General features: G+C 65.3%; 20 protein-coding genes. 7 read left to right on the top strand and 13 right to left on the bottom strand.

Features of this window, described 5'->3' with window-relative positions; translation table 11 throughout:
- Positions 1 to 9 precede the first annotated feature (9 nt).
- The 4 genes from ACQR07_RS30090 to ACQR07_RS30075 all read right to left on the bottom strand — a co-directional run bounded on the left by ACQR07_RS30090 (position 10) and on the right by ACQR07_RS30075 (position 4795).
- On the bottom strand, positions 10 to 849 hold the full coding sequence (locus tag ACQR07_RS30090; protein ID WP_434905700.1) for a carbohydrate ABC transporter permease: 840 nt from the start codon (positions 847 to 849) through the stop codon (positions 10 to 12).
- Positions 846 to 1796 (bottom strand): carbohydrate ABC transporter permease, encoded by a 951-nt coding sequence (locus tag ACQR07_RS30085; protein WP_434905699.1) that lies wholly within the window; start codon positions 1794 to 1796, stop codon positions 846 to 848. Before ACQR07_RS30085 ends, ACQR07_RS30090 begins: the two co-directional genes overlap by 4 nt.
- A gap of 35 nt (positions 1797 to 1831) precedes the next feature.
- Positions 1832 to 3268 carry an ABC transporter substrate-binding protein gene (locus ACQR07_RS30080; protein ID WP_434905698.1) on the bottom strand — a complete coding sequence of 479 codons (1437 nt, stop codon included), beginning with the start codon at positions 3266 to 3268 and terminating at the stop codon, positions 1832 to 1834.
- Between the two features lie 606 nt (positions 3269 to 3874).
- Positions 3875 to 4795: an RluA family pseudouridine synthase gene (locus tag ACQR07_RS30075; RefSeq protein WP_434905697.1), complete on the bottom strand. Its 921-nt coding sequence runs from the start codon at positions 4793 to 4795 to the stop codon at positions 3875 to 3877.
- A 59-nt stretch (positions 4796 to 4854) separates the two neighbouring features.
- Between ACQR07_RS30075 and ftsY the strand changes: the two genes are divergently transcribed.
- A complete protein-coding gene (gene ftsY, locus ACQR07_RS30070; RefSeq protein WP_434866455.1) occupies positions 4855 to 5802 on the top strand; it encodes a signal recognition particle-docking protein FtsY in 948 nt (315 codons plus the stop codon).
- A gap of 79 nt (positions 5803 to 5881) precedes the next feature.
- Positions 5882 to 6484, top strand: a complete 603-nt coding sequence (locus ACQR07_RS30065) for a septation protein A (protein ID WP_434905696.1) — start codon at positions 5882 to 5884, stop codon at positions 6482 to 6484.
- A 324-nt stretch (positions 6485 to 6808) separates the two neighbouring features.
- Here ACQR07_RS30065 and ACQR07_RS30060 read toward each other — a convergent pair whose 3' ends face one another.
- From ACQR07_RS30060 to ccmA, 5 genes are all read right to left on the bottom strand, one after another.
- Entirely contained in the window at positions 6809 to 7393 is a 585-nt protein-coding gene (locus ACQR07_RS30060; protein WP_434905695.1) for a DsbE family thiol:disulfide interchange protein, read from the bottom strand.
- Positions 7390 to 7569, bottom strand: coding sequence for a heme exporter protein CcmD (gene ccmD, locus ACQR07_RS30055; RefSeq protein WP_434866452.1), 180 nt, complete (start codon positions 7567 to 7569; stop codon positions 7390 to 7392). Before ccmD ends, ACQR07_RS30060 begins: the two co-directional genes overlap by 4 nt.
- A gap of 1 nt (position 7570) precedes the next feature.
- Positions 7571 to 8347, bottom strand: a complete 777-nt coding sequence (locus tag ACQR07_RS30050; protein WP_434905694.1) for a heme ABC transporter permease — start codon at positions 8345 to 8347, stop codon at positions 7571 to 7573.
- Positions 8348 to 8439: 92 nt separating this feature from the next.
- Positions 8440 to 9108: a heme exporter protein CcmB gene (ccmB, locus tag ACQR07_RS30045; protein WP_434905693.1), complete on the bottom strand. Its 669-nt coding sequence runs from the start codon at positions 9106 to 9108 to the stop codon at positions 8440 to 8442.
- A 210-nt stretch (positions 9109 to 9318) separates the two neighbouring features.
- A complete protein-coding gene (gene ccmA / locus ACQR07_RS30040) occupies positions 9319 to 9942 on the bottom strand; it encodes a heme ABC exporter ATP-binding protein CcmA (protein ID WP_434905692.1) in 624 nt (207 codons plus the stop codon).
- 223 nt (positions 9943 to 10165) lie between these two features.
- Between ccmA and acnA the strand changes: the two genes are divergently transcribed.
- From acnA to ACQR07_RS30025, 3 genes are all read left to right on the top strand, one after another.
- Entirely contained in the window at positions 10166 to 12886 is a 2721-nt protein-coding gene (gene acnA, locus ACQR07_RS30035; protein WP_434905691.1) for an aconitate hydratase AcnA, read from the top strand.
- A 185-nt stretch (positions 12887 to 13071) separates the two neighbouring features.
- Entirely contained in the window at positions 13072 to 13854 is a 783-nt protein-coding gene (locus tag ACQR07_RS30030; protein ID WP_434905787.1) for a DUF1223 domain-containing protein, read from the top strand.
- Positions 13855 to 14274: 420 nt separating this feature from the next.
- Positions 14275 to 14640 (top strand): DUF2794 domain-containing protein, encoded by a 366-nt coding sequence (locus tag ACQR07_RS30025; protein ID WP_257170057.1) that lies wholly within the window; start codon positions 14275 to 14277, stop codon positions 14638 to 14640.
- Between the two features lie 50 nt (positions 14641 to 14690).
- Here ACQR07_RS30025 and ACQR07_RS30020 read toward each other — a convergent pair whose 3' ends face one another.
- The 4 genes from ACQR07_RS30020 to ACQR07_RS30005 all read right to left on the bottom strand — a co-directional run bounded on the left by ACQR07_RS30020 (position 14691) and on the right by ACQR07_RS30005 (position 19757).
- Positions 14691 to 15218 carry a GNAT family N-acetyltransferase gene (locus ACQR07_RS30020; protein ID WP_434905690.1) on the bottom strand — a complete coding sequence of 176 codons (528 nt, stop codon included), beginning with the start codon at positions 15216 to 15218 and terminating at the stop codon, positions 14691 to 14693.
- A 154-nt stretch (positions 15219 to 15372) separates the two neighbouring features.
- Positions 15373 to 16164 (bottom strand): Bax inhibitor-1/YccA family protein, encoded by a 792-nt coding sequence (locus ACQR07_RS30015; RefSeq protein WP_434905689.1) that lies wholly within the window; start codon positions 16162 to 16164, stop codon positions 15373 to 15375.
- A gap of 291 nt (positions 16165 to 16455) precedes the next feature.
- A complete protein-coding gene (locus ACQR07_RS30010; protein WP_434905688.1) occupies positions 16456 to 19026 on the bottom strand; it encodes an ABC transporter permease in 2571 nt (856 codons plus the stop codon).
- A complete protein-coding gene (locus ACQR07_RS30005; protein ID WP_434905687.1) occupies positions 19023 to 19757 on the bottom strand; it encodes an ABC transporter ATP-binding protein in 735 nt (244 codons plus the stop codon). The genes ACQR07_RS30010 and ACQR07_RS30005 overlap by 4 nt, the downstream gene beginning before the upstream one ends.
- Before the next feature lie 55 nt (positions 19758 to 19812).
- Between ACQR07_RS30005 and ACQR07_RS30000 the strand changes: the two genes are divergently transcribed.
- Together ACQR07_RS30000 and thpR are read left to right on the top strand one after the other, a co-directional pair.
- Complete coding sequence (locus ACQR07_RS30000; protein ID WP_434905786.1) at positions 19813 to 20445, top strand: arylesterase; 633 nt, start codon at positions 19813 to 19815, stop codon at positions 20443 to 20445.
- Between the two features lie 204 nt (positions 20446 to 20649).
- Positions 20650 to 21189, top strand: coding sequence for an RNA 2',3'-cyclic phosphodiesterase (gene thpR, locus ACQR07_RS29995; RefSeq protein WP_434866443.1), 540 nt, complete (start codon positions 20650 to 20652; stop codon positions 21187 to 21189).
- Positions 21190 to 21262: the final 73 nt, after the last annotated feature.

Here is a 21262-nt window from a genome sequence, read left to right as displayed (position 1 = left end):
CAGCTCTCCCTAACCCTTGATGGCACCCAAGGAGATGCCGCGCACGAGATAGCGCTGCATCGCCGACACCGCGACGAATATCGGCAAGGTCCCCAGTACGGACATCGCCGCGATCTTGCCCCAGAAATTCGACTGCCCACCAAAGTAATGGGTCAGCTGCACCGGAAAGGTGATGACCTCCGTGCGAGTCAGCACGAGCGCAAACAGGAAGTCGTTCCAGGCGAATACGAACGTGAACACGGATGTGGCCACGAGGCCGGAACGAACCATCGGGAACACGACCTTCCAGATCACCTCCCATCGCGTGAGGCCATCGACCAGCGCGCTCTCCTCGAGCTCGAGCGGGACATCCACGATGTAGCCCCGCATCATCCAGATGACGTAGGGGAGGTTGAAGGCGGTGTAGAGCAGGATCAGCCCAAAGAAGCTGTCGACCATGCCCAGATGGACGTAGAGCAGGAAGATCGGGAAGACGACCGCGATCGGCGGGATCATGCGCTGGGAGATGATCCACATCGCAAGGTTCTCGCCGCCGGTGCCGAACCGGGCAAGGCTGTAGGCGCAGAGCGTGCCGAGAACGATCGCGGCGCCGGAGCTGGCGCCTGCCACGATCAGGCTGTTCAAGATGGCCGCAACGTCGCCGTCCTTGAACAGGACGTAGTAGTTCGAGAACTGGAGCTGTGCCGGAAACCACACCGGCGGCACGTGATAGATTTCGTCCGGCGTCTTGAACGAAATCATGAACAGCCAGTAGACGGGAAACAGGAACAGCACGGTCACGATGCCGGCGCCGAGGTAGCGGAGCGCCAGGATGCGGGCTTTTCTCGTCGACAGCTTTCGGCCGCTCACCGCGTCAGCTCCATGCGCTTGAGGACCAGGGTGGTGATGACCGTCAGCAGGGCGATGACGAGGAAGGAGATCGCCGCCGTATAGCTGGTCTCGAATTGCGTAAAGCCCTGCACATAGGTGTAGAGCGAGATCGTCTCGGTCATGGAGCCCGGGCCACCTTCCGTGAGAGCCCAGATGATGTCGAAGATGCGAACGAGATCGAGCCCGCGGATCAGGCAGGCAACGGCGATCACGGGCGCGATCGCCGGCAGGATGATCGCCCGAAGCACGCGCAGATATGACGCTCCGTCGATCTCCGCAGCCTCGAGCTGCGACTGATCGACGTTCGAGAGGGCTGCGAGCAGCAGCAGGAACATGAACGGAGACCACTGCCAGACTTCGCAGATGATGATCGCCGGATAGACGTAGCCGGGATTGACGGTCCACAGGATCCTGACGGGCTCTCCGGCAAAGAAGCTCAGGATCTGTCCGATCGGACCGAAGCGGACGTCGAACATCAGCCGCCAGGTCGCGCCGGCAACGATCGGAGAGATCACGGTTGGCAGCACCAGGAGCGCCACGAAGAGCTGTCGTCCCGGAATGCGGTCGATGAACAGCTGTGCCATGAGGAAGCCGATCACGAGCTCCAGCGGCAGCGCGACAGCCGTGATGAGCGCCGTATGGCCAAGCGATGCCCAGAGGCGGGCGTCGCGGAACAGCTCTGCATAGTTCAGCAGGCCGGCAAAGGAGGTATCATTGTCGGTCATCGTGATGCGCTGAAAGCTCACGATGAGCGAATAGATCAGCGGGAAAAGTCCAACGAGCAGAAGTATGAAAATTGCGGGCGCGACGATGAGATAGGGCAAGCGGTCTTCGAGCAGGCGCCCGAGGCGGCCGGTGCGAGGCTGCTCGGTCCCGTTGGATATTCCGGAAAGCGTCATCATGAATTCCAGGAAGCAGGACCGCACGGAAGGGGTCTCCTTCCGTGCGGCGGCCAGGACGGCTATTGCGGGTAGGCGCCGGGCTTCGATGCCCAGACCTTGTAGACGGCGCGTTGATTGTCGACGCCGACCTTCTCGGTGATCGCGTCGAACTGCTGGGCCAGGCGGTCGAGGATGGCCTTGGCGTCCTCGCCGGCCCACAGGCTCGAGATCGCCTTGGTCATGGCCTCGTCGTACTTGTCCTGCTGCAGCAGGGACAGGTCGAGCAGGCCCTTCTCACCGGACGCCTTGACCGTGTCGAGGTAGGACGGAGCATCAGGCCACAGCGACCGATACTTCTCGCTCGCGTAGTGCGACAGGCGGAACGGGTCGCGCAGCGTATAAGGCAGCTGGACACGCTCGAGGCTGGTCTTCTTGCTGTTGAGCCACTGAATGAAGAGATAGGCGGCTTCCTTGTTCTTGCTCGTGGAGGAGACTGCGAGATCGAAGCCGACGCCGAGCTCCGGCCGGCCGAGCGGGTTGAGCGCATAGCCGACCTTGCCGGCCACTTGCGACTTGGGCACCCACTTCAGCGCCTCTTCTCCGGAGCCATAGCCCGCAGCCCAGCGTCCATAGGGAGGCCAGGAGATCGTCATTGCGGTGGTGCCCTGGAGGAAGGCGGCCAAATTGTCGACGAAGTTCCACTGCTCGACGCCCGGCGGCATGAACTTGTTTTCGGCGACCATCTGCTTAAACACCTTGAGGCCGACGTCGCTGTTCACGGTCGACTTCATGGTGTCAGCATTGAAGAACTTGCCGCCCTCCATGCGGAAACGTTCCTGGAACATGTACTGCGGATAGGGCGCAGTCCGGAAGAATCCTGCGCCGTAGACCTTGGGCGCCATCTTGTCGGTGATGAACTGGCCGATCTCATCGAACTGCTTCCAGTCCTTCGGCGGCGCCAGCTCGTAGCCGAACTTGGCCTTGAACTCCTCCTTCATCTTCGGATCTTCGAAGATGTCCTTCCGATAGTAGAGGAGCATGACGTCGCCGTCGTCCGGAAAGCCGTAGATCTTCCCGTCATACTGCATCTGGTTGTCGCGATAGGCGGCGGCAATGTCCTGCAACTCGTCGCGATAGCCGTATTTGTCGACATACTTGTCGAGGTTTTCGAGCGCACCCGCGCGCGCAAGGTCCGGCATCCAGGATGGAATGACGTTCAGCGCGTCATAGGCGCCGGCCCCGGATCGGAAGTCCTGCATGATCTTGGTGAACATCTGGTCGGTCGGAACCTCGACCACCTTCACCTTGATGCCGGTGAGCTTCTCCCATTTCGGGCCGGAATAGTTCAATGGATCGAGCGATTGAAGGCCGGCCTCCCAGACAATGCTGATCGTCGTGCCCGCGTACTTCTTCGCGGCTTCGACAGCGGCGTCGGCCGCATCCTTGTCGGCGGCCATCGCCGAGGCGGACGTCAGCGCCAAGACTGCGGCTGCGCCTAGAAACGTACTAAGTCTCATCCCGTCTTCCTCCTCTTCTTGAGCGTCCGCCGGCCTTGAGTTGGCCTAGGAGCGCTTCTTGTTATGTTATGGTCTCTGGCAGAGTGGCAGTTCTCGACGGCTGCGAGCCGCCGTGCACGTGCGGTCGATCGAGCAGATTCATCATCGTCGGATGTCATGCGAGGAGCGCGCATGCGGGCCTTGCGTCCGCAACGCGGATTGCGCGCGACTTTGGCCTCGCGGAAGCCGGCCTCCTCCCTGATCGCGCTTGAGCGCGTTGATTTTCGCGCTAGTCTGCGATGCCGTCGAACGCTCGTACAAACGAGAAAATTGCATTCACTGATGAATCAGATTCATCTGAATGTCGCGACCATCTGGAAACAGGTCGCTCGCGCCGGCGTCGCCTGTGCGCTGCATCCTGTTGCCGCGGTGCGGGGCAGACCTGCGGATCACGCCCAGGGTGTATCTGTGCAACGCACTGAAGTGAGCCCAAGCATGCTCCGTGGCCGAGGATGCTGGGACTGTCGAGGCGTCACCCGCGGCTCAGAGTTGCGTGGATGTTCGTCGATCGTTGCTGTGCAGCTTGCAGACGCCTCCGGTGCGGCGGACGTCTGGCCTGAGCGATAGTTACTCCCCCTTCCAACCGCACAACCGCAGCCGTTCCTGCATATGCAGCGGCGCCGGCGCCACCACCTGCACAGGCGGCTTGTTCTTCGACAGCGGGATCGAGATCTCACGCGCATGCAGATGGAGCCGCGGTTCACCGAAGCGCGGGCCGTTGCCGTAGATGTTGTCGCCGACGATCGGCCAGCCTTGCGATGCCGAATGCACACGCAATTGGTGGGTGCGGCCGGTGACCGGCTCCATGGCGAGCCAGGTGAGCTTGGTTGTCTTGGTGGATTGATGCTCGCTCTCACCCCCGGCACCCTGCGCTCCCTCCCCCCCTGCGGGGGAGGGTTGGGGTGGGGGGTAGCTCCGGGCGAGACTGCCCGTGGGGACACCCACCCCCGACCCCTCAGAGCGAGCTCCGCTCGTCTCGCCCCCGCAAGGGGGAGGGGAGTCGGTGCCGCAAGTGGGAGCTGAGTTCGGAGAAGGGAGAGCAACGGCAAAAGACCGGCCCAGCACGCGCCATTTCGTCACTGCCGGCTGACCCTGCGGGTCCGGCTTTTGCCACCAGCCGCGCTCGGCGTTGAGCTTGCCGAGCGGCAGCTCGATCACGCCTTCGTCCGCTTCAGGGCCGCCTTCGACCACGGCCCAATAGGTCTTCGAAATCTTGCCGTGCTTGAACAAAAGCCCGAGCGACGCCGTTGCCTTGCGATGGCGGCCGAGCACCAGGCAGCCGGAGGTTTCCTTGTCCAGCCGATGCGCCAGCACCGGCGGGCGCGGCAGGCCGAACCGCAGGGCGTCGAACGAGGCTTCGAGATTCGGTCCGCCCTTCGGTCCCTTATGCACGGGAATGCCGGCGGGCTTGTCGATGACCAGCATCAGCCCGTCGCGGTGGAGCACGCGGGCGAGCATCTCCTCGTCGGTGGGTTGGTTAATGTCCATGGAAACCGTAACGCGGGTGTGAGCTTTCGTTTGATGGAGGAAAGGGCTAACACCACGCCATGAACGATACCACCTCCGAAACACCCAAGCTGTCATGGTGGCGGCGGCTGTCGGCCGGCCTCAAGCGCACCTCGGGCGCACTCGGCACGGCCGTGGCCGATCTCGTCACCAAGCGCAAGCTCGACCGCGCGATGCTGGACGACATCGAGGACGTGCTGCTGCGCGCCGATCTCGGCACCCAGGTTGCCGCGCGGATTGCCGAGGCCGTCGGCCACGGCCGCTACGACAAGGCGATCAGCGCCGACGAGGTGAAGGCGGTGGTCGCGACCGAGGTCGAGAAGGTGCTGTCGCCGGTGGCGAAGCCGCTGGTTGTCGAACCTGGCCACAAGCCATTCGTCGTTCTCGTCGTCGGCGTCAACGGCTCCGGCAAGACCACCACCATCGGCAAGCTCGCCCAGAAATTCGCCTCCGAAGGCAAGCAGGTGATGCTGGCTGCAGGCGATACGTTCCGTGCCGCCGCCATCGAGCAGCTCAAGGTGTGGGGCGAGCGCACCAGGGCCCCTGTCATCGCTGGGGCGCAAGGCTCCGACTCGGCGAGCCTCGCTTTCACCGCCATCACCGCGGCCAAGGAGCAAGGACGCGATATCCTGCTGATCGACACCGCCGGCCGGCTGCAGAACAAGGCCGAGCTGATGAACGAGCTTGAGAAGGTGGTGCGTGTCATTCGCAAGGTCGACGCCTCGGCGCCGCATGCGGTGCTGCTCGTGCTCGACGCCACGGTGGGACAAAATGCGCTGTCGCAGGTCGAGGCGTTTCATCGTACGGCAGGTGTCACCGGCCTGGTGATGACCAAGCTCGACGGCACCGCGCGCGGCGGCATCCTGGTGGCGCTATCGGAGAAGTTCAAGCTGCCGGTGCACTTCATCGGCGTCGGCGAAGGCGTCGACGATCTCTCCCCGTTCGCCGCCAAGGATTTCGCGCGCGCGATCGCCGGCATCGAGGATTGACGCCGCCGCGCCGCTCCGGCGCGGTGTGATCGAAGACGACCAGCTGCGTCGCCGCTGACGTCAGCCAACAGGACATGGAATGGACAAGACCCAGCCGCATCCGCTGTTCAAGCTCGCGACCGAACTCGGTCCGCTGATCGTGTTCTTCGTCGTCAACGCCAAGTTCAATCTGTTCGCGGCGACCGGCGCCTTCATGGTCGCGATCATCGCGGCGCTGATCGCGTCCTACATCGTGACGAAGCACGTGCCGCTGATGGCGCTGGTCACCGCCGTGGTCGTCATCGTGTTCGGAACGCTGACCTTGGTGCTGCACGACGAGACCTTCATCAAGGTCAAGCCGACCATCATCTACGGCCTGTTCGCGTTCGTTCTCGGCGGCGGGCTGCTGTTCAACCGCTCCTTCATCGCAATCATGTTCGATCAGATGTTCAATCTGACGCCTGCGGGCTGGCGCATTCTCACGTTCCGCTGGGCGCTGTTCTTTGCCGGAATGGCGGTGCTGAACGAGATCATCTGGCGGACCCAGAGCACCGACTTCTGGGTCGGCTTCAAGGCCTTCGGCGTGGTGCCGCTGACCATGATCTTCGCCATCGCCCAGATGCCGCTGATCAAGCGCTACCATCTTGACCCGGCCTCGCTGGAAGCCAGCGATGCGGCGGAGGGGGACGTGAGCAAGGGGTAGCTGCCCAAGTCGCGGTCATTGCGAGGAGCGTAGCGACGAAGCAATCCAGGGTCCCAACTGACGCTCGGAATTGCCTGGCTTCCGGTCTCTCCTCCGTCATTCCGGGGCACGCCGCGCAGCGGCGTGAGCCCGGAATCCATAGCCACGAAACGGTGTGTGACGCGAGATGGTCGTGGCGCCGGTCTTCGCCACATGACCGCTCGTGGTTATGGATTCCGGGCTCGTCGCTTCGCGCCGCCCCGGAATGACGGGAGGAGAGAGCAGGGCCGACATCGCGCTGTGGAGTCCGCCGTATCGCAGCATCGCTCGCAACGACAGCCGACTTTACGAGCCAGCCCTGAGCGCCTTCTCGATCTCCGGCTTCAGCACCGCGTCGATGTTCTGGGTCGTGATCGGGCCGACCAGCTTGTAGACGATGGTGCCCTCGCGGCCGACGACGAAGGTCTCGGGGACGCCATAGACGCCCCATTCGATGCCGGCGCGGCCGTTGCCGTCGACGCCGACGACGTCATAGGGATTGCCGTAGCGGCCGAGGAAGCGGCGCGCATTGTCGGCGGCGTCCTTGTAGTTGATGCCAATGATCTGGAAGCGCTTGTCGTGGCCGAGGTCGACCAGCAGCGGCGCCTCGTCGTGACACGGCACGCACCAGGATGCCCAGACGTTGACGATGCTGACCTTGCCCTTGAGCGCGGCCGGATCGAGCCCGGGCACCGCCGTGCCGTCCTTGGCCAATTCAGGCAGCGCCGGCAGCGGTGTGGCCGGCGCGGGTCGCCCGATCAATGCGGAGGGAATCCGCGACGGATCGCCATTGCCGAGCCGAAACCAGAACAGCGCCGCGAGGCCGAGAAAGACCACGAGTGGCAGCAGCATCAGGAAGGAACGGCGGCGCGGCGGCGGCTGGTCAGTCATTGGATATCCGTCGCTGCGCGGCCGGAGCGGCGGCTGATGCCGCTGTCCTCGAGCGCGCGCAGCCGCGCCTTCTGAATGCGGTAGTCGATGGCGATCCAGCCGATCAGCAGCACGACCACGAGCGCGGCGGCGAGATAGGAGGTCGCGATGAAGGAGGTGTAGGGGCCGAGATCCATATCAGGCCGCTCCCACGATCTGGCTGGTCGCACTGCCCGCGGGCGCGTTGCCGGCATAGGCACGAGCCTGCAGCATTTGCAGGCTGCGCACGCGCCGCCGCAGGATCTCGTTGCGCATCGCGGCGACGTGAAGAGTGACGAACAGGAACGAGAAGCCGATCGCCATCACCAGCAGCGGGATCAGGAACGACTTGTCGAGCGCAGGCCCGCCCATGCGCATCACCGAGGCCGGCTGGTGCAGCGTGTTCCACCAGTCGACCGAGAATTTGATGATTGGCAGGTTGATGGCGCCGACCAGGGTCAGCACGGCGGCGGCGCGTGCCGCGCGCGTCGGGTCCTCGACCGAGCGCCACAGCGCCATCAGGCCGAGATACATCAGGAACAGGATCAGCACCGAGGTCAGCCGTGCGTCCCACTCCCAATAGGTGCCCCACATCGGCCGGCCCCACAGCGAACCGGTGAGCAGCGCCAGGAAGGTGAAGCTGGCACCGATCGGCGCGGCGGCCTTGGCCGCGACATCGGCCAGCGGATGCCGCCACACCAGGGTGCCGAGCGAGGCGATGCTCATGACGCCCCAGACGAACATCGACAGCCACGCGTTGGGCACGTGGATGAACATGATCTTGACGGTCGCGCCTTGCTGGTAGTCGTCCGGCGCCAGCGCTGAGAGGTAGATGCCGGCGGCCAGCAGGACCACGGTCACCAGCGCAAGCCACGGCAGCAGCCGCGCGGCCAGCGCGAGGAACCGGGTCGGATTGGCGAGGTCGATCAGCGACATGAGAACCTTGTTAAAGGCGGAAGCGGTTGCAGTCCATGAGCACGAAGCGGCTCGGCAAGAGTTGATCGGAGTCAAACCCCGCCGGTGTTCCGTTAGTCCAGGCCGTTGCGCAGGCTGGTTGCGGCCGCGAACGGGCCGATCACGAAGCTCACCAGCGACAGCGCGCACAGGATCGAAAACGGTGCCCCGAACGGCAGCGGGCCGACGATGGCCGCCTGGGAGGCCGCGACGCCGAAGATCAGCACCGGGATCGACAGCGGCAATACCAGAACGGCGAGCAGCAGGCCGCCGCGGGACATGGTCACGGCCAGCGCCGCGCCGATCATGCCGATGAAGGTCAGCGCCGGCGTGCCGGCCAGCAGCGTCAGCGCGACCGCGCCGGTCGCCGTCGCGTCGAGGTTCAGCAGCAGCCCGAGCACCGGCGTGGCGATCACCAGCGGCAGCCCGGCGGCCAGCCAATGCGCCAGCGCCTTGGCGGCGCAGGCGAGCTCCAGCGGCGTCCGGCTCATGATGATCAGGTCGAGGGAGCCGTCCTCGTGGTCGGCGGTGAACAGGCGGTCGAGGGTGAGCAGGCTGGAGAGCAGCGCGCCGAGCCAGAGAATCGCCGGGCCGAGCCGGGTCAGCAGCGCGAGGTCCGGCCCGACCGCGAATGGCATCAGCACCACGACGGTGAGGAAGAACAGCACGCCGATCAGCGCGCCGCCGCCGATGCGCAGCGCGATTCTGATGTCGCGGCGGATGAGGGCACCGAGGGCGGTCATGCGGGGCGGGCCTTGCGGAGAAATGTTTGGGAGCGACCCCGCGGCTCCGAGTTCGCTGCTCTCCCTCCCCCCTTGCGGGGGAGGGTCGGAGTGGGGGGTAGCCCCGGGCGAGACCGCCGTTGTGGACCCCCACCCCCGACCCCTCCCCGCAAAGGGGAGGGGGGCGCACCGATGTTGCCGCAGAGAGTTGCCTGTCCCATCACCATCAATTCATGTCCCGATCCGCAGCTCGCGCGTGTCGATGCCGAGCGGGCCGTGCGTCGCCGCCACGATCAGTCCGCCACCAGCGAGATGCTCGCGCATCAGCCCGGCGAACATGGCCTGTCCGGCGACGTCGAGCGCGGCGGTTGGCTCGTCGAGCAACCAGATCAGGCGCGGCACGGCGAGCAGGCGGGCGAGCGACAGCCGGCGGCGTTGGCCGGCGGAGAGATAGCCGGCGGGAAGATCGATCGCATGGGCGATGCCGACCGCCGCCAGGCAATCCGGAATTGGTCGCAACACGCCGCCGCCGAGGAAGTCGGCCCAGAACGTCAGGTTCTCAGCGACGCTGAGCGCCGGCTTCAGCGCGTCGCGGTGGCCGAGATAATGCGCCTGCTCGGGCACCGTCAGCTCGCCTTCGCCGCCCTCGATGGCGATGGTGCCGCCGGCCGGCAGCAGCAGGCCGGCGATCAGCCGCAACAGCGACGTCTTGCCCGCGCCATTGTGCCCCGTCACGGCCAGCGCCTCGCCCGCGGTCGCTTCGAACGCAAGTCCTGCGAACACTTCGCGGCCGCCGCGCACGCAGCGGACGTCGCTGCCGAACAGCTTCGGAGACTGTGTTGGAGACAGCTGCATGGTCCGTTGTGACAGCCCCTAGGGAATTGATGGCTAGCGCGTGAGAATTTGTGGGTGATGCCACGTCGCTGCTTGCTTGTGGCTGTGGCGGCGCAACTAGAAAGCTTCTATAAGCCCGACCTTGATGCAGCACACAATCGCCCGCTGCAAGCCATCCGGCGCCACGCGCTGACGGTTCTCAAGTACCCCCTCCGGGTATCCAGATCAATTGGGATTTCCACGCATGACCTCGCTCGACAGCTTCAAGTGTCGCAAGACCCTCAAGGTCGGAACGAAGAGCTACATCTATTACAGCTTGCCCACAGCCGAGAAGAACGGTCTCAAGGACATCTCGAAGCTGCCGTATTCGATGAAGGTGCTGCTCGAGAACCTGCTGCGTAACGAGGACGGCCGCACCGTCACCAAGGACGACATCGTCGCGGTGTCGAAATGGCTGCGCAAGAAGTCGCTGGAGCACGAGATCGCCTTCCGTCCGGCGCGCGTGCTGATGCAGGATTTCACCGGCGTCCCTGCGGTGGTCGACCTCGCCGCCATGCGCAACGCGATGCAGGCGCTCGGCGGCGATGCCGAGAAGATCAACCCGCTGGTGCCGGTCGATCTCGTCATCGACCACTCGGTGATCGTGAACTACTTCGGTGACAACAAGGCGTTCGGCAAGAACGTCGCCGAGGAGTACAAGCAGAACCAGGAGCGTTACGAATTCCTGAAGTGGGGCCAGAAGGCGTTCTCGAACTTCTCCGTCGTGCCCCCGGGCACCGGAATCTGCCACCAGGTGAACCTCGAATACCTGGCGCAGACGGTCTGGACCAAGAAGGAGAAGATGACGGTCGGCCGGACCAAGGGCACCTTCGAGGTCGCCTATCCGGATTCGCTGGTCGGCACTGATTCGCACACCACCATGGTCAATGGTCTCGCCGTGCTCGGCTGGGGCGTCGGCGGCATCGAGGCCGAGGCCTGCATGCTCGGCCAACCGCTGTCGATGCTGCTGCCCGACGTCGTAGGGTTCAAGCTGACCGGCGCGCTGAAGGAAGGCGTCACCGCCACCGACCTGGTGCTGACCGTCACCCAGATGCTGCGCAAGCTCGGCGTGGTCGGCAAGTTCGTCGAGTTCTTCGGCCCCGGCCTCGACCATCTCTCGGTCGCCGACAAGTCGACCATCGCCAACATGGCCCCCGAATACGGCGCGACCTGTGGCTTCTTCCCGGTCGACACCGCCACCATCGACTATCTGAAGACCTCGGGCCGCAAGGGCCCGCGCGTCGCGCTGGTCGAGGCCTATGCCAAGGCGCAGGGCCTGTTCCGCACCGCCAAGTCGGCCGACCCGGTGTTCACTGAGACGCTGAACCTCGATCTCGCCGACGTCGTGCCGTCGATGGCCGGTCCGAAGCGCCCCGAAGGCCGTATCGCGCTACCCGCGGTGGCCGAAGGTTTCGCGACCGCGCTGGCCGGCGAATACAAGAAGCCGGATGCGGCCGAGCAGCGCTTCGCTGTCGAGGGCAAGGACTTCGACATCGGCCATGGCGACGTCGTCATCGCCGCCATCACCTCCTGCACCAACACCTCGAACCCGAGCGTGCTGATCGGCGCCGGCCTGCTGGCCCGCAACGCCGCAGCCAAGGGCCTCAAGGCCAAGCCGTGGGTGAAGACCTCGCTGGCTCCGGGCAGTCAGGTGGTTGCTGAGTACCTCGCGAACTCCGGCCTGCAGAAGGACCTCGACAAGGTCGGCTTCAACCTGGTCGGCTTCGGCTGCACCACCTGCATCGGCAATTCCGGTCCGCTGCCGGAGGAGATCTCGAAGTCGATCAACGACAATGGCGTCGTCGCGGCGGCCGTGCTGTCGGGCAACCGCAACTTCGAAGGCCGCGTCTCGCCGGACGTGCAGGCCAACTATCTGGCCTCGCCGCCGCTGGTCGTGGCTTACGCGCTGGCCGGCACCGTGACCAAGGACCTCGCGGTCGAGCCGATCGGCATCGGCAAGGACAAGAAGCCGGTCTACCTGAAGGACATCTGGCCGACGACCAAGGAGGTCAACGACTTCGTCAAGAAGTTCGTCAAGGCTTCGATCTTCAAGAAGCGCTACGCCGACGTGTTCAAGGGCGACACCAACTGGCGCAAGATCAAGACCGTCGAGAGCGAGACCTATCGCTGGAACATGTCGTCGACCTACGTGCAGAACCCGCCGTATTTCGAAGGCATGAAGAAGGAGCCGGAGCCGATCAAGGACATCGTCGAGGCCCGCGTGCTGGCGCTGTTCGGCGACAAGATCACCACCGACCACATCTCGCCGGCCGGTTCGATCAAGCTGACCTCGCCCGCCGGCAAGTTCCTCAGCGAGCACCAGGTCCGCCCGGCCGACTTCAACCAGTACGGCACCCGTCGCGGTAATCACGAGATCATGATGCGCGGCACCTTCGCCAACATCCGCATCAAGAACTTCATGCTCAAGGGCGCCGACGGCAACATTCCCGAGGGCGGCCTGACCAAGCACTGGCCCGACGGCGAGCAGATGTCGATCTACGACGCCGCCATGAAGTACCAGGAAGAGGGCGTGCCGCTGGTGGTGTTCGCCGGCGCCGAATACGGCAACGGCTCGTCGCGCGACTGGGCGGCCAAGGGCACCCGTCTGCTCGGCGTCCGCGCCGTGGTCTGCCAGAGCTTCGAGCGCATCCACCGCTCCAACCTGGTCGGCATGGGCGTGCTGCCGCTGACCTTCCAGGAGGGCACCTCGTGGTCCTCGCTCGGCCTCAAGGGCGACGAGAAGGTCACCATCAAGGGGCTCCAAGGTGATCTGAAGCCGCGCCAGACCCTGACCGCCGAGATCGTCTCGGCAGACGGTGCGGCGCGGCAGGTGCCGCTGCTCTGCCGGATCGATACGCTGGACGAGCTGGACTACTATCGTAATGGCGGCATCCTGCACTACGTGCTGCGGAAGCTCGCCGCTTAACCAAAGCGCGATGCGACAGTTTGGCTCACTCTGAAGTGAGTAGCGGGTGATGAAGGAGGCGGCCTATGACAAAGGCCGCCTCCTTTGCGTTTGCAGACTTTTAACTACGAGGGCGGCTTCGCAGATCGTTGACGCGGCAAGGCGCTGACAGTGTTCCAGACAGGACAGTGGCGATGAGTGGACAGATGTCGTGGTGGTCACGCGCGGCCTTGGGCGTCTGTGCTGTCATCGCTTTCGTCCGGCCTGCCTCTTCCGATCCGCGTGCGGTCATCGAACTCTTCACCTCGCAGGGCTGCTCATCCTGTCCGCCGGCCGACAAGATCCTCGGTGACTTGACCAGAGATCCGACGGTCATCGCGCTCTCGCTGCCGATCGATTACTGGGACTATCTCGGCTGGAAGGATACGCTCGCCGACTCCCGCTTCACGGCGCGTCAACGCGCCTATTCGCGGGCGCGAGGCGACCGCGAGGTCTACACGCCCCAGGCGGTCGTGAACGGCTCGGTGCACGTCATCGGCAGTGATCGAGAGGCGATCGAGGGTGCAATCGAGGAGACCGTCCAAGGCGGCACCGTGATGTCGCTGCCGGTGAGGCTGTCGGTCGACGGCCAGGTCCTCGCCGTCTCCGTGGACGCTGCCAATGACCGGATGTCGCACCGGCACGGCGAGGTTTGGATCTGCGCGATCACCCGGGTGGCCCCGGTCTCGGTCGGACGCGGTGAGAACAGCGGCCGCGATCTGACCTACTACAACGTCGTTCGCAGTCTTCTGAAGCTGGGCGACTGGAATGGCGCTCCGGTCAGCTGGAACGTGCCACTGGAGAAGATCGCGCGCGAGGGCGTCGATGGTACGGTCGTCTATGTTCAGGACGGCAGTCGTGACCGCCCCGGGGCGATGCTGGGGGCCGCCTTTTCCGAGCTGCCCTTGCTCGGACGCGTGTCAGCGACGACTCGGGGTCCCGAGCGCTGATCCTCTGCCGTCGTGATCTTTCGTTTTCGCTGACCTGAGCTCGGCGTGTCACGTCCATCGGACGGGTGCACGCCACAAATCCTCGCACCAAGGCCAAAAAAGCAAAAGGACCAACTCGCGTTGGCCCTTTGCCTTTACTTGTGAATAGGCCCGATCCTGACGACCCCGGGGGGCTGGGGGCTGAGGAATCCGGAACCGAAAGGACCGGGCCAACGCACACGAATCTTATGCCTAACGTCGGGGGCGGTCGCTGGGCGGAAAGGCGGCGCGATTATGATTCTGCTAACGATCCCGTGACGGTTGCGTGTTCGTGGAACTCGCGCACCTCGGCTGAGAGCGCCGAGATCAACAATGAAAACCGCCCCTTGCGGCCGTGGGCGGTTGGCGCGATCATGTCACATAGATGACAGGAGGACGCCCATGAACCTCACCCCGGAGGATGCCGATCCCAGCGAGAACCGCGCGGCAGCCCGCAATGCGGCTGCGGCGCCCACCCGGGTGACGTTCGACCGGCTCGAACTGAACCGCATCCTCAATCTCTATGGCCGCATGGTCGCCGACGGCGAATGGCGCGACTACTCGATCGACTTCCTGCGCGACCGCGCCGTGTTTTCCGTCTTTCGCCGTGCTTCCGAGGTGCCCCTCTACCGCATCGAGAAGGACCCGCGCCTGGCCCGCAAGCAGGGCATGTACAGCGTGATCTCGGCGACCGGCCTGATCCTGCGCCGCGGCCACGAACTCGAGCGTGTGCTGCTGGTGATCGCGCCGAAGCCGGCGCTGGTCTGACCCGGCGCGCTTCGCCGCGAGCGCGGCATCAGGACATCACTGCAGCCCGCTCAAGCCGGAACGTTGCTGCTGCCCGGTCCGAGCGGCCGCTGCATCATCACCGTATCGAGCCAGCGGCCGAATTTCAGCCCGACGCTCGGATGGGTGCCGATCATCTCGAAACCGCAGGCGGTATGCAGACCGACCGAGCCGGCATTGGCGGAGTCGCCGATGACCGCGATCATCTGGCGGAAACCCCGGGCTTCGCACGCATCGATCAGCTGCCGCATCAGCCGCATCCCGATGCCGCGGCGCTGGCTGGCAGGGGCGAGATAGACCGAGTTCTCGACGGTGAAACGATAGGCGGGACGGGGCCGGTAAGGCCCGGCATAGGCATAGCCCACCACTTGTCCGTCGAGCCGGGCGACGAAGTAAGGAAAGCCGCCGTCGCTCAGCGCGCGGAAGCGGCGGGTCATCTCGGCCAGATCCGGCGGGTCGAGCTCGAAGGTGGCCGTGCCCTCGCGCACGGCTTGGCCGTAGATGGCGGTGATGGCGGGAAGGTCGGCCTCCAGGGTGGGCCGAATTTCGATGTCGGACATGGTCAAACCATACCAAGGCGCGGGCGGCGATCAATCCGGCTCCCGGCATGGCTGGGGCCGCGTCAGTGCGAGGCGTGTCATGGGCCGTCCGCAAACGAAAAGCCCCGGCGCTGAGGCCGGGGCTTTGAGGATCGCTCGTGAAGGAGCGGTTGGATCAGTCGCGCTGTCCGAGCAGCTGCAGCAGCAGCGTGAACAGGTTGATGAAGTTCAAGTACAGCGACAGGGCACCGCTGATCGCTGCGCGCTCGGCGATATCGCCGCCCGCGGAGGCGTAGCCGTAGATGTACTCGTTCTTCAGCCGCTGCGTATCCCAGGCGGTGAGGCCGGCGAACACGAACACGCCGATCACCGAGACGATGAACTGCAGCATCGAACTGCCGAGGAACAGGTTCACGACGCTCGCCAGCACGATGCCGATCAGGCCCATGAACAGGAACGAGCCCATGCCCGTCATGTCACGCTTGGTCGTGTAGCCGTACAGGCTGAGCGCGCCGAACGTCGCTGCGGTGATGAAGAACACCCGCACGATCGAGGTGTGGGTGTACACCAGGAAGATCGACGACAGCGACACGCCCATCAAGGCCGAGAACACCCAGAACAGGACCTGCGCGGTCGACGGCGCGAGGCGGTTGATGCCGGCCGAGATCGCGAACACCATGACCAAGGGGGCCAGGATGAACAGCCACTTCAGCGGGCTCACGAACATCGCGTAGCCGAACTGCGTCAGGTAGGCGTTGCCGAACTTGAACACGCCGGCCGCCGGATCGCCGGTCACTGCCGCCATGTAGACGCCGAGCGCCGCGAGGCCGGTGATGGCCAGGCCGATGCTCATGTAATTGTAGATGCGCAGCATGTAGGCGCGCAGACCGGCGTCGACGGTCGCGGCATCAGCGCGCCCGGCCACCCGGCCAAAGGGTGAAGCATAGTTGCGGTTGAGGTCCGACATGGTCGATTCCCGTTGGTTGTCCGGCGCTCCGGTCCTGGCAGGACCTTCGGCCGGCGCTCGAAAAACCCTATCTCATACCCGCCGCCACAGATATTAAATTTGCGTCATCGGCAAATTCGCCATCTTTCGGCAGATCTTTTTGGTGGCTCTCTGAGCCCATTCCCTAAATGGGAAACTAGCATATTCGGTGCAAGCTTCCACGCGCGGCTGAATGTCGCTCCGCGCGCGTTAGCGCCGTATTTAACGCGTTAACCGTGCGGCAAGAGCGCACAATCCTTAGGGTTTCCGCGCTCAGAGATTGCGGAGCACGGTCGCCGGCTTCTGGTTCAGCGCCAGCAGGGTGCCGGCCAGGCCGAGGCCCACGGTCACCACCAGGGCCGCCAGCACGACCAGGGCGGCGCTGCCGGCCTGCCAAGCGAAGCTCAGGGTCATCAGCCGCGTCACGATCAGCCACGCCGATACCGACCCCGCGATGACGCCAAAGGCCGCCGTCGCAAAGCCGATCATGAGGTATTCGAGCGCATAGGCGCCGAGCAGCCGTATCCGGGTGGCGCCCAGGGTCTTCAGGATGACCGCGTCATAGACCCGGTGCCGGTGACCGGCCGCCAGCGCACCGCCCAGCACCAGGATGGCCGAGATCAGCGTCACGGCGCTGGCGCCGCGGATCGCGAGCGCCAGGTTGGAGACCACCCCGCCGACCGTCTGCATCACCTCGCGCACCCGCACGCTGGTGACCATGGGGAACGCGTCGGCCACCTTGCGGATGATCCGGGCGTCCTCGGCCGCATCGGAGCGCGCTTCGGTCAGGGTGGCGACGTGGGTGTGGGGAGCTCCCCTGAAGGCGTTGGGCGAGAACACCAGCACGAAATTGATGCCCAGGCCCTGCCAGTCGATGCTGCGCATGTTGCCGATCCGCGCCGTGATGTCGCGTCCGAGCACGTTGACGACCATGTCGTCGCCGAGCTTCAGACCGAGGCCATCGGCGATGCGCTTCTCGATCGAGACCAGCGGCGGCCCGCCATAGCTCTCGCCCCACCACTCGCCCTCGACGACCTTGGAGCCCTTCGGGATCTCGCCGGTATAGGTCAGGCCGCGGTCGCTCTGCAGCACCCATTCGGTGTCGGAGGTCGGCTTGAGATCCTCGGCGCGCACCCCGCGGGCGGAGACGATCCGGCCCCGCAGCATCGGCACGTCATCCACGGTGGATTGCGGTGCAAGGCCCTTCAGGAAATCGCGGAAACGGTCAGCCTCGCCCGAGGGCACGTCGATGAAGAAGAACGACGGCGCCTGCTCCGGCAGTTGCGCCATGAACTGCCGCCGCAGATTGCCGTCGATCTGGGTGATCGTGACCAGCACCGCGAGGCCCAGTCCGAGCGACAGCACGACCGACGGCGTCAGCGCGCCTGGTCGATAGATGTTGCTGACGGCCAGCCGCAGCATCGGGAAGCGGCTGCGCGGCAGAGTGCGCGCAACCGCCATCACGGCGGCGGCAATGCCCCGCAACAGCACGAACACGAGCGCGGCGGCCACCACGAACACCGCGGCGATCTTCTTGTCGTAGGACAGGCCGATGACGACCGCGATCAGCAGCGCGACGGTGCCGGCGATCAGCGCCAGATAGCTCCAGCGCGGCCGGTGCCATTCGGCGATGACCGCCTCGCGAAACAGCGCCGCGACCGGCACGTCGCGGACACGCCCGAGCGGCCATAGCCCGAAGGCGAGCGCGGTGAGCAGGCCGTAGAGGAAGGACAGCGCCAGCTCGTCCGGGTGAACAGCCGCGATCACCGGCAGTGGCAGGATCTTGCCGAACAGTCCGACGATGACAAAGGGCAGGGCGGCACCGGCGCACAGCCCGATGATCGAACCGATCGTGGCCAGCACCATGACCTGCACGAGGTAGATGCCGAACACGTCGCGGCTGGTGGCGCCGAGCGCCTTGAAGGCCGCGATCACCTCGGTGCGGCGGTCGACATGGCTCTTCACGGCATTGGCGACGCCGACCCCGCCGACCAGCAGCGCGGCGAGGCCGACCAGGGTCAGGAACTGGGTGAAGCGACCGATCGTCCGCTCCAGCTGCGGCGAGGCATTGCTGCGGCTGCGGATTTCCCATCCGGCCTGCGGCAAGGCCAAGCGGGTGTCGGCGATGAAGGACGCGGCGGCGCGGTCGTCGGTCGCGTTGTCGGGCAGCCGGACCCGGTAGGTCCAGCGCACCAGGCTGCCGGGCTGCAGCAGCGGCGTCGCCCGCAGGCCGGCTTCGCTGATCAGAAAGCGCGGCCCGAGGCCGATGCCGCCGGACAGCTTGTCCGGCTCGGCAGCAAGAGCGCTGCGGATCTGGAAGCGCACCGTGTCGATGGTGACGATGTCGCCGACCTTCAGGTCGAGGCGCGCCAGCAGGGCCGGATCGGCGGCGGCACCAAACGCGCCGTCGCGCTCGGCCAGGATGTCGGCGAACGGCAGATCGGGCTGCAGCTCGGCCTTGCCGAGCAGCGGGTACGCGCTGTCGACCGCCTTGAGCTCGACCAGCGCCAGCTTGGCATCGCCCGAGCGCACCATCGCGCGCAACGTCGCCGCCAGCGAGACCTCGCCGCGCGAGCGCAGGAAGGCGATCTCCTCCGGCTTGGCCTCGCGCTGAAACAGCGAGAACGCGACGTCGCCGCCGAGCAGCGTGCGGCCCTCCCGGATGAGGCCGTCATTGAGGCTCGCGGCCACCGAGCCGACGCCGGCGATGGCCAGCACGCCGAGCGCGATACAGGCGATGAAGACGTAGAAGCCGCGCAGGCCGCCGCGCAACTCGCGCAGGGCGTAGCGCACCGGCAGCGCCGCGATGCGGCGGCCTGGGATCGGTTCGGACAATGTGCTCATGCGTCGGCGGGCTCGTGCGCGCCGTCGGCTTCGATCCGCCCCGAGCGCAGCCGCACCACACGATCGCAGCGATGCGCGAGGCCGCTGTCGTGGGTCACCAGTACTAGCGTCATGCCGCGCTCGGCATGCTTGGTGAAGAGGAGGTCGACGATCTGCTGTCCCGTCGTCTCGTCGAGATTGCCGGTCGGCTCGTCCGCGACCAGGATCGCCGGATCCGGCGCCAGCGCGCGGGCCAGCGCCACGCGCTGCTGCTCGCCGCCGGACAGCTGCGTCGGATAGTGATGCAGCCGGTGGCCAAGGCCGACCTGTTCGAGCTCGCGCGCGGCGCGCTCGGCCGCTCCCGAATCACCCGCCAGTTCGAGCGGCACGGCGACGTTCTCCAGCGCCGTCATGGTCGGGATCAAATGGAAGGACTGGAAGACGATGCCGACCTGCCGGCCCCGGAACCTGGCCAGCGCGTCCTCGTCGAGGGCATTGAAAGCCGTGCCGTTGACCACCACCTCACCACGGTCAGGACGTTCCAACCCCGCCATCACCATCAGCAGCGTGGACTTCCCCGATCCCGAGGGGCCGATCAGGCCGATCGTCTCGCCCTGTCCCACCCGCAGGCTGATGTCCTTGAGGATATGAACCCGCGCCGCGCCGGTGCCTAGCGAGAGGTTGACGTTTGAAATGGTAATGGTGTCCGGCGCCGTGCCGGCCAAGCGCGAGGTTTCGATGAGACTGTCCATGGCTCGGTCATATGGCAACTCCGCAAGCCGGGTCGAGAGGCGCGGACATTTCTTCGTGCACATACTCGTGTTGATGCTCGGCTTGATGACAGTCGGCCCGGCATTGGCTGGGGCTGATCCCGCCAAGCCGATCAAGCTCGTCGTGCTCGGCGATTCCTTGAGCGCGGGGCTTGGCCTGTCGGCGTCGGATTCTTTCCCTTCCAAGCTGCAAAAGGCATTGCAGTCCAAAGGGCTGCCGATCGACCTCACCAATGCCGGGGTGTCCGGCGACACCTCCTCTGGCGGTCGCGACCGGCTCGACTGGTCGGTGGCCGAGGGCACCGAGGCTGTGATCGTCGAGCTCGGCGCCAACGACGCGTTGCGCGGCATCGATCCCGCCGTCACCCGCAAGGCCCTGACGGAGATCGTGACCCGGCTGAAGGCGCGCGGCATTGCGGTCATGCTGTGCGGAATGCTGGCGCCGCCGAATTACGGCAGCGACTACGCCGCCAAGTTCAACGTGATCTACCCCGACCTCGCCAAGCAGTTCGACGTGCCGCTGTATCCGTTCTTCCTCGACGGCGTCGCCGCGGACGCCAAGCTCAACCAGGCGGACGGCATTCATCCCACGGCTGCCGGCGTTGACATCATCGTCTCCCGGATGCTGCCCACTGTCGAAGCATTCCTGCGTCCGCTTCGTGGGCAATGACGGAACGAAGCCGTCGGCCGGACATTTGCGATAACCTTAAAGACCGGGTTTTCCGCAGGTTTTCACCGCGTTAACGCTGCTTCCGTCGCGGAGTCATATAAGTTCGGTAGGAATGTTGCATTGGCGATTCGTCGTCGATCATTCGTCAAGGCATGATCTCGTCACCTTTCGAGATCAGCCTCCAGCATCGGGAGTCCTGAAACGATGCCGCGTCTGTTTACTGGACTGGAGATCCCGGCCGAGGTCGGCCAGACGCTCTCCAATTTGCGGGGTGGCCTTCCCGGCGCCCGCTGGATCGATCCTGAAAATTACCACGTCACCCTGCGCTTCATCGGCGACATCGACGGCGCGTCGGCGAACGAGATCGCCGCGATGCTCTGGCGGGTCAACCGCAAGCCGTTCGAGGTGACGGTGCAGGGCCTGTCCACTTTCGGCGGCCGCAAGCCGCGCGCGGTCATTGCCAACATCGCGCCGAGCCGGCCACTGATCGAGCTTCAGGCCGAGCTGGAGCGGATGATGCAGCGGATCGGCCTCGATCCGGAGGGACGCAAATTCGTGCCGCACGTCACGCTGGCGCGGTTGCACGACGCGTCGAGCCAGGATGTGGCCGACTATCTGTCGGTCCGCGGCTACTTCCCGAGCCGGGTATTCGTCGCCGAGCGCTTCGTGCTGTTCTCGTCCCGTGCGTCTACGGGCGGCGGGCCGTACGTCGTGGAGGACGCCTACGATCTGTGCGCGGGCTGAGGCCGTGCAACGTCGTTAGCCCGCGACTAACGCGAGCAACGGCGTTTGCGTGCCATATACCACGATCCTACAG

The organism is Bradyrhizobium sp. HKCCYLS20291 (assembly GCF_051167715.1).
Taxonomy (GTDB): domain Bacteria; phylum Pseudomonadota; class Alphaproteobacteria; order Rhizobiales; family Xanthobacteraceae; genus Bradyrhizobium.
This window is presented reverse-complemented; position numbering and strand designations above follow the sequence as displayed.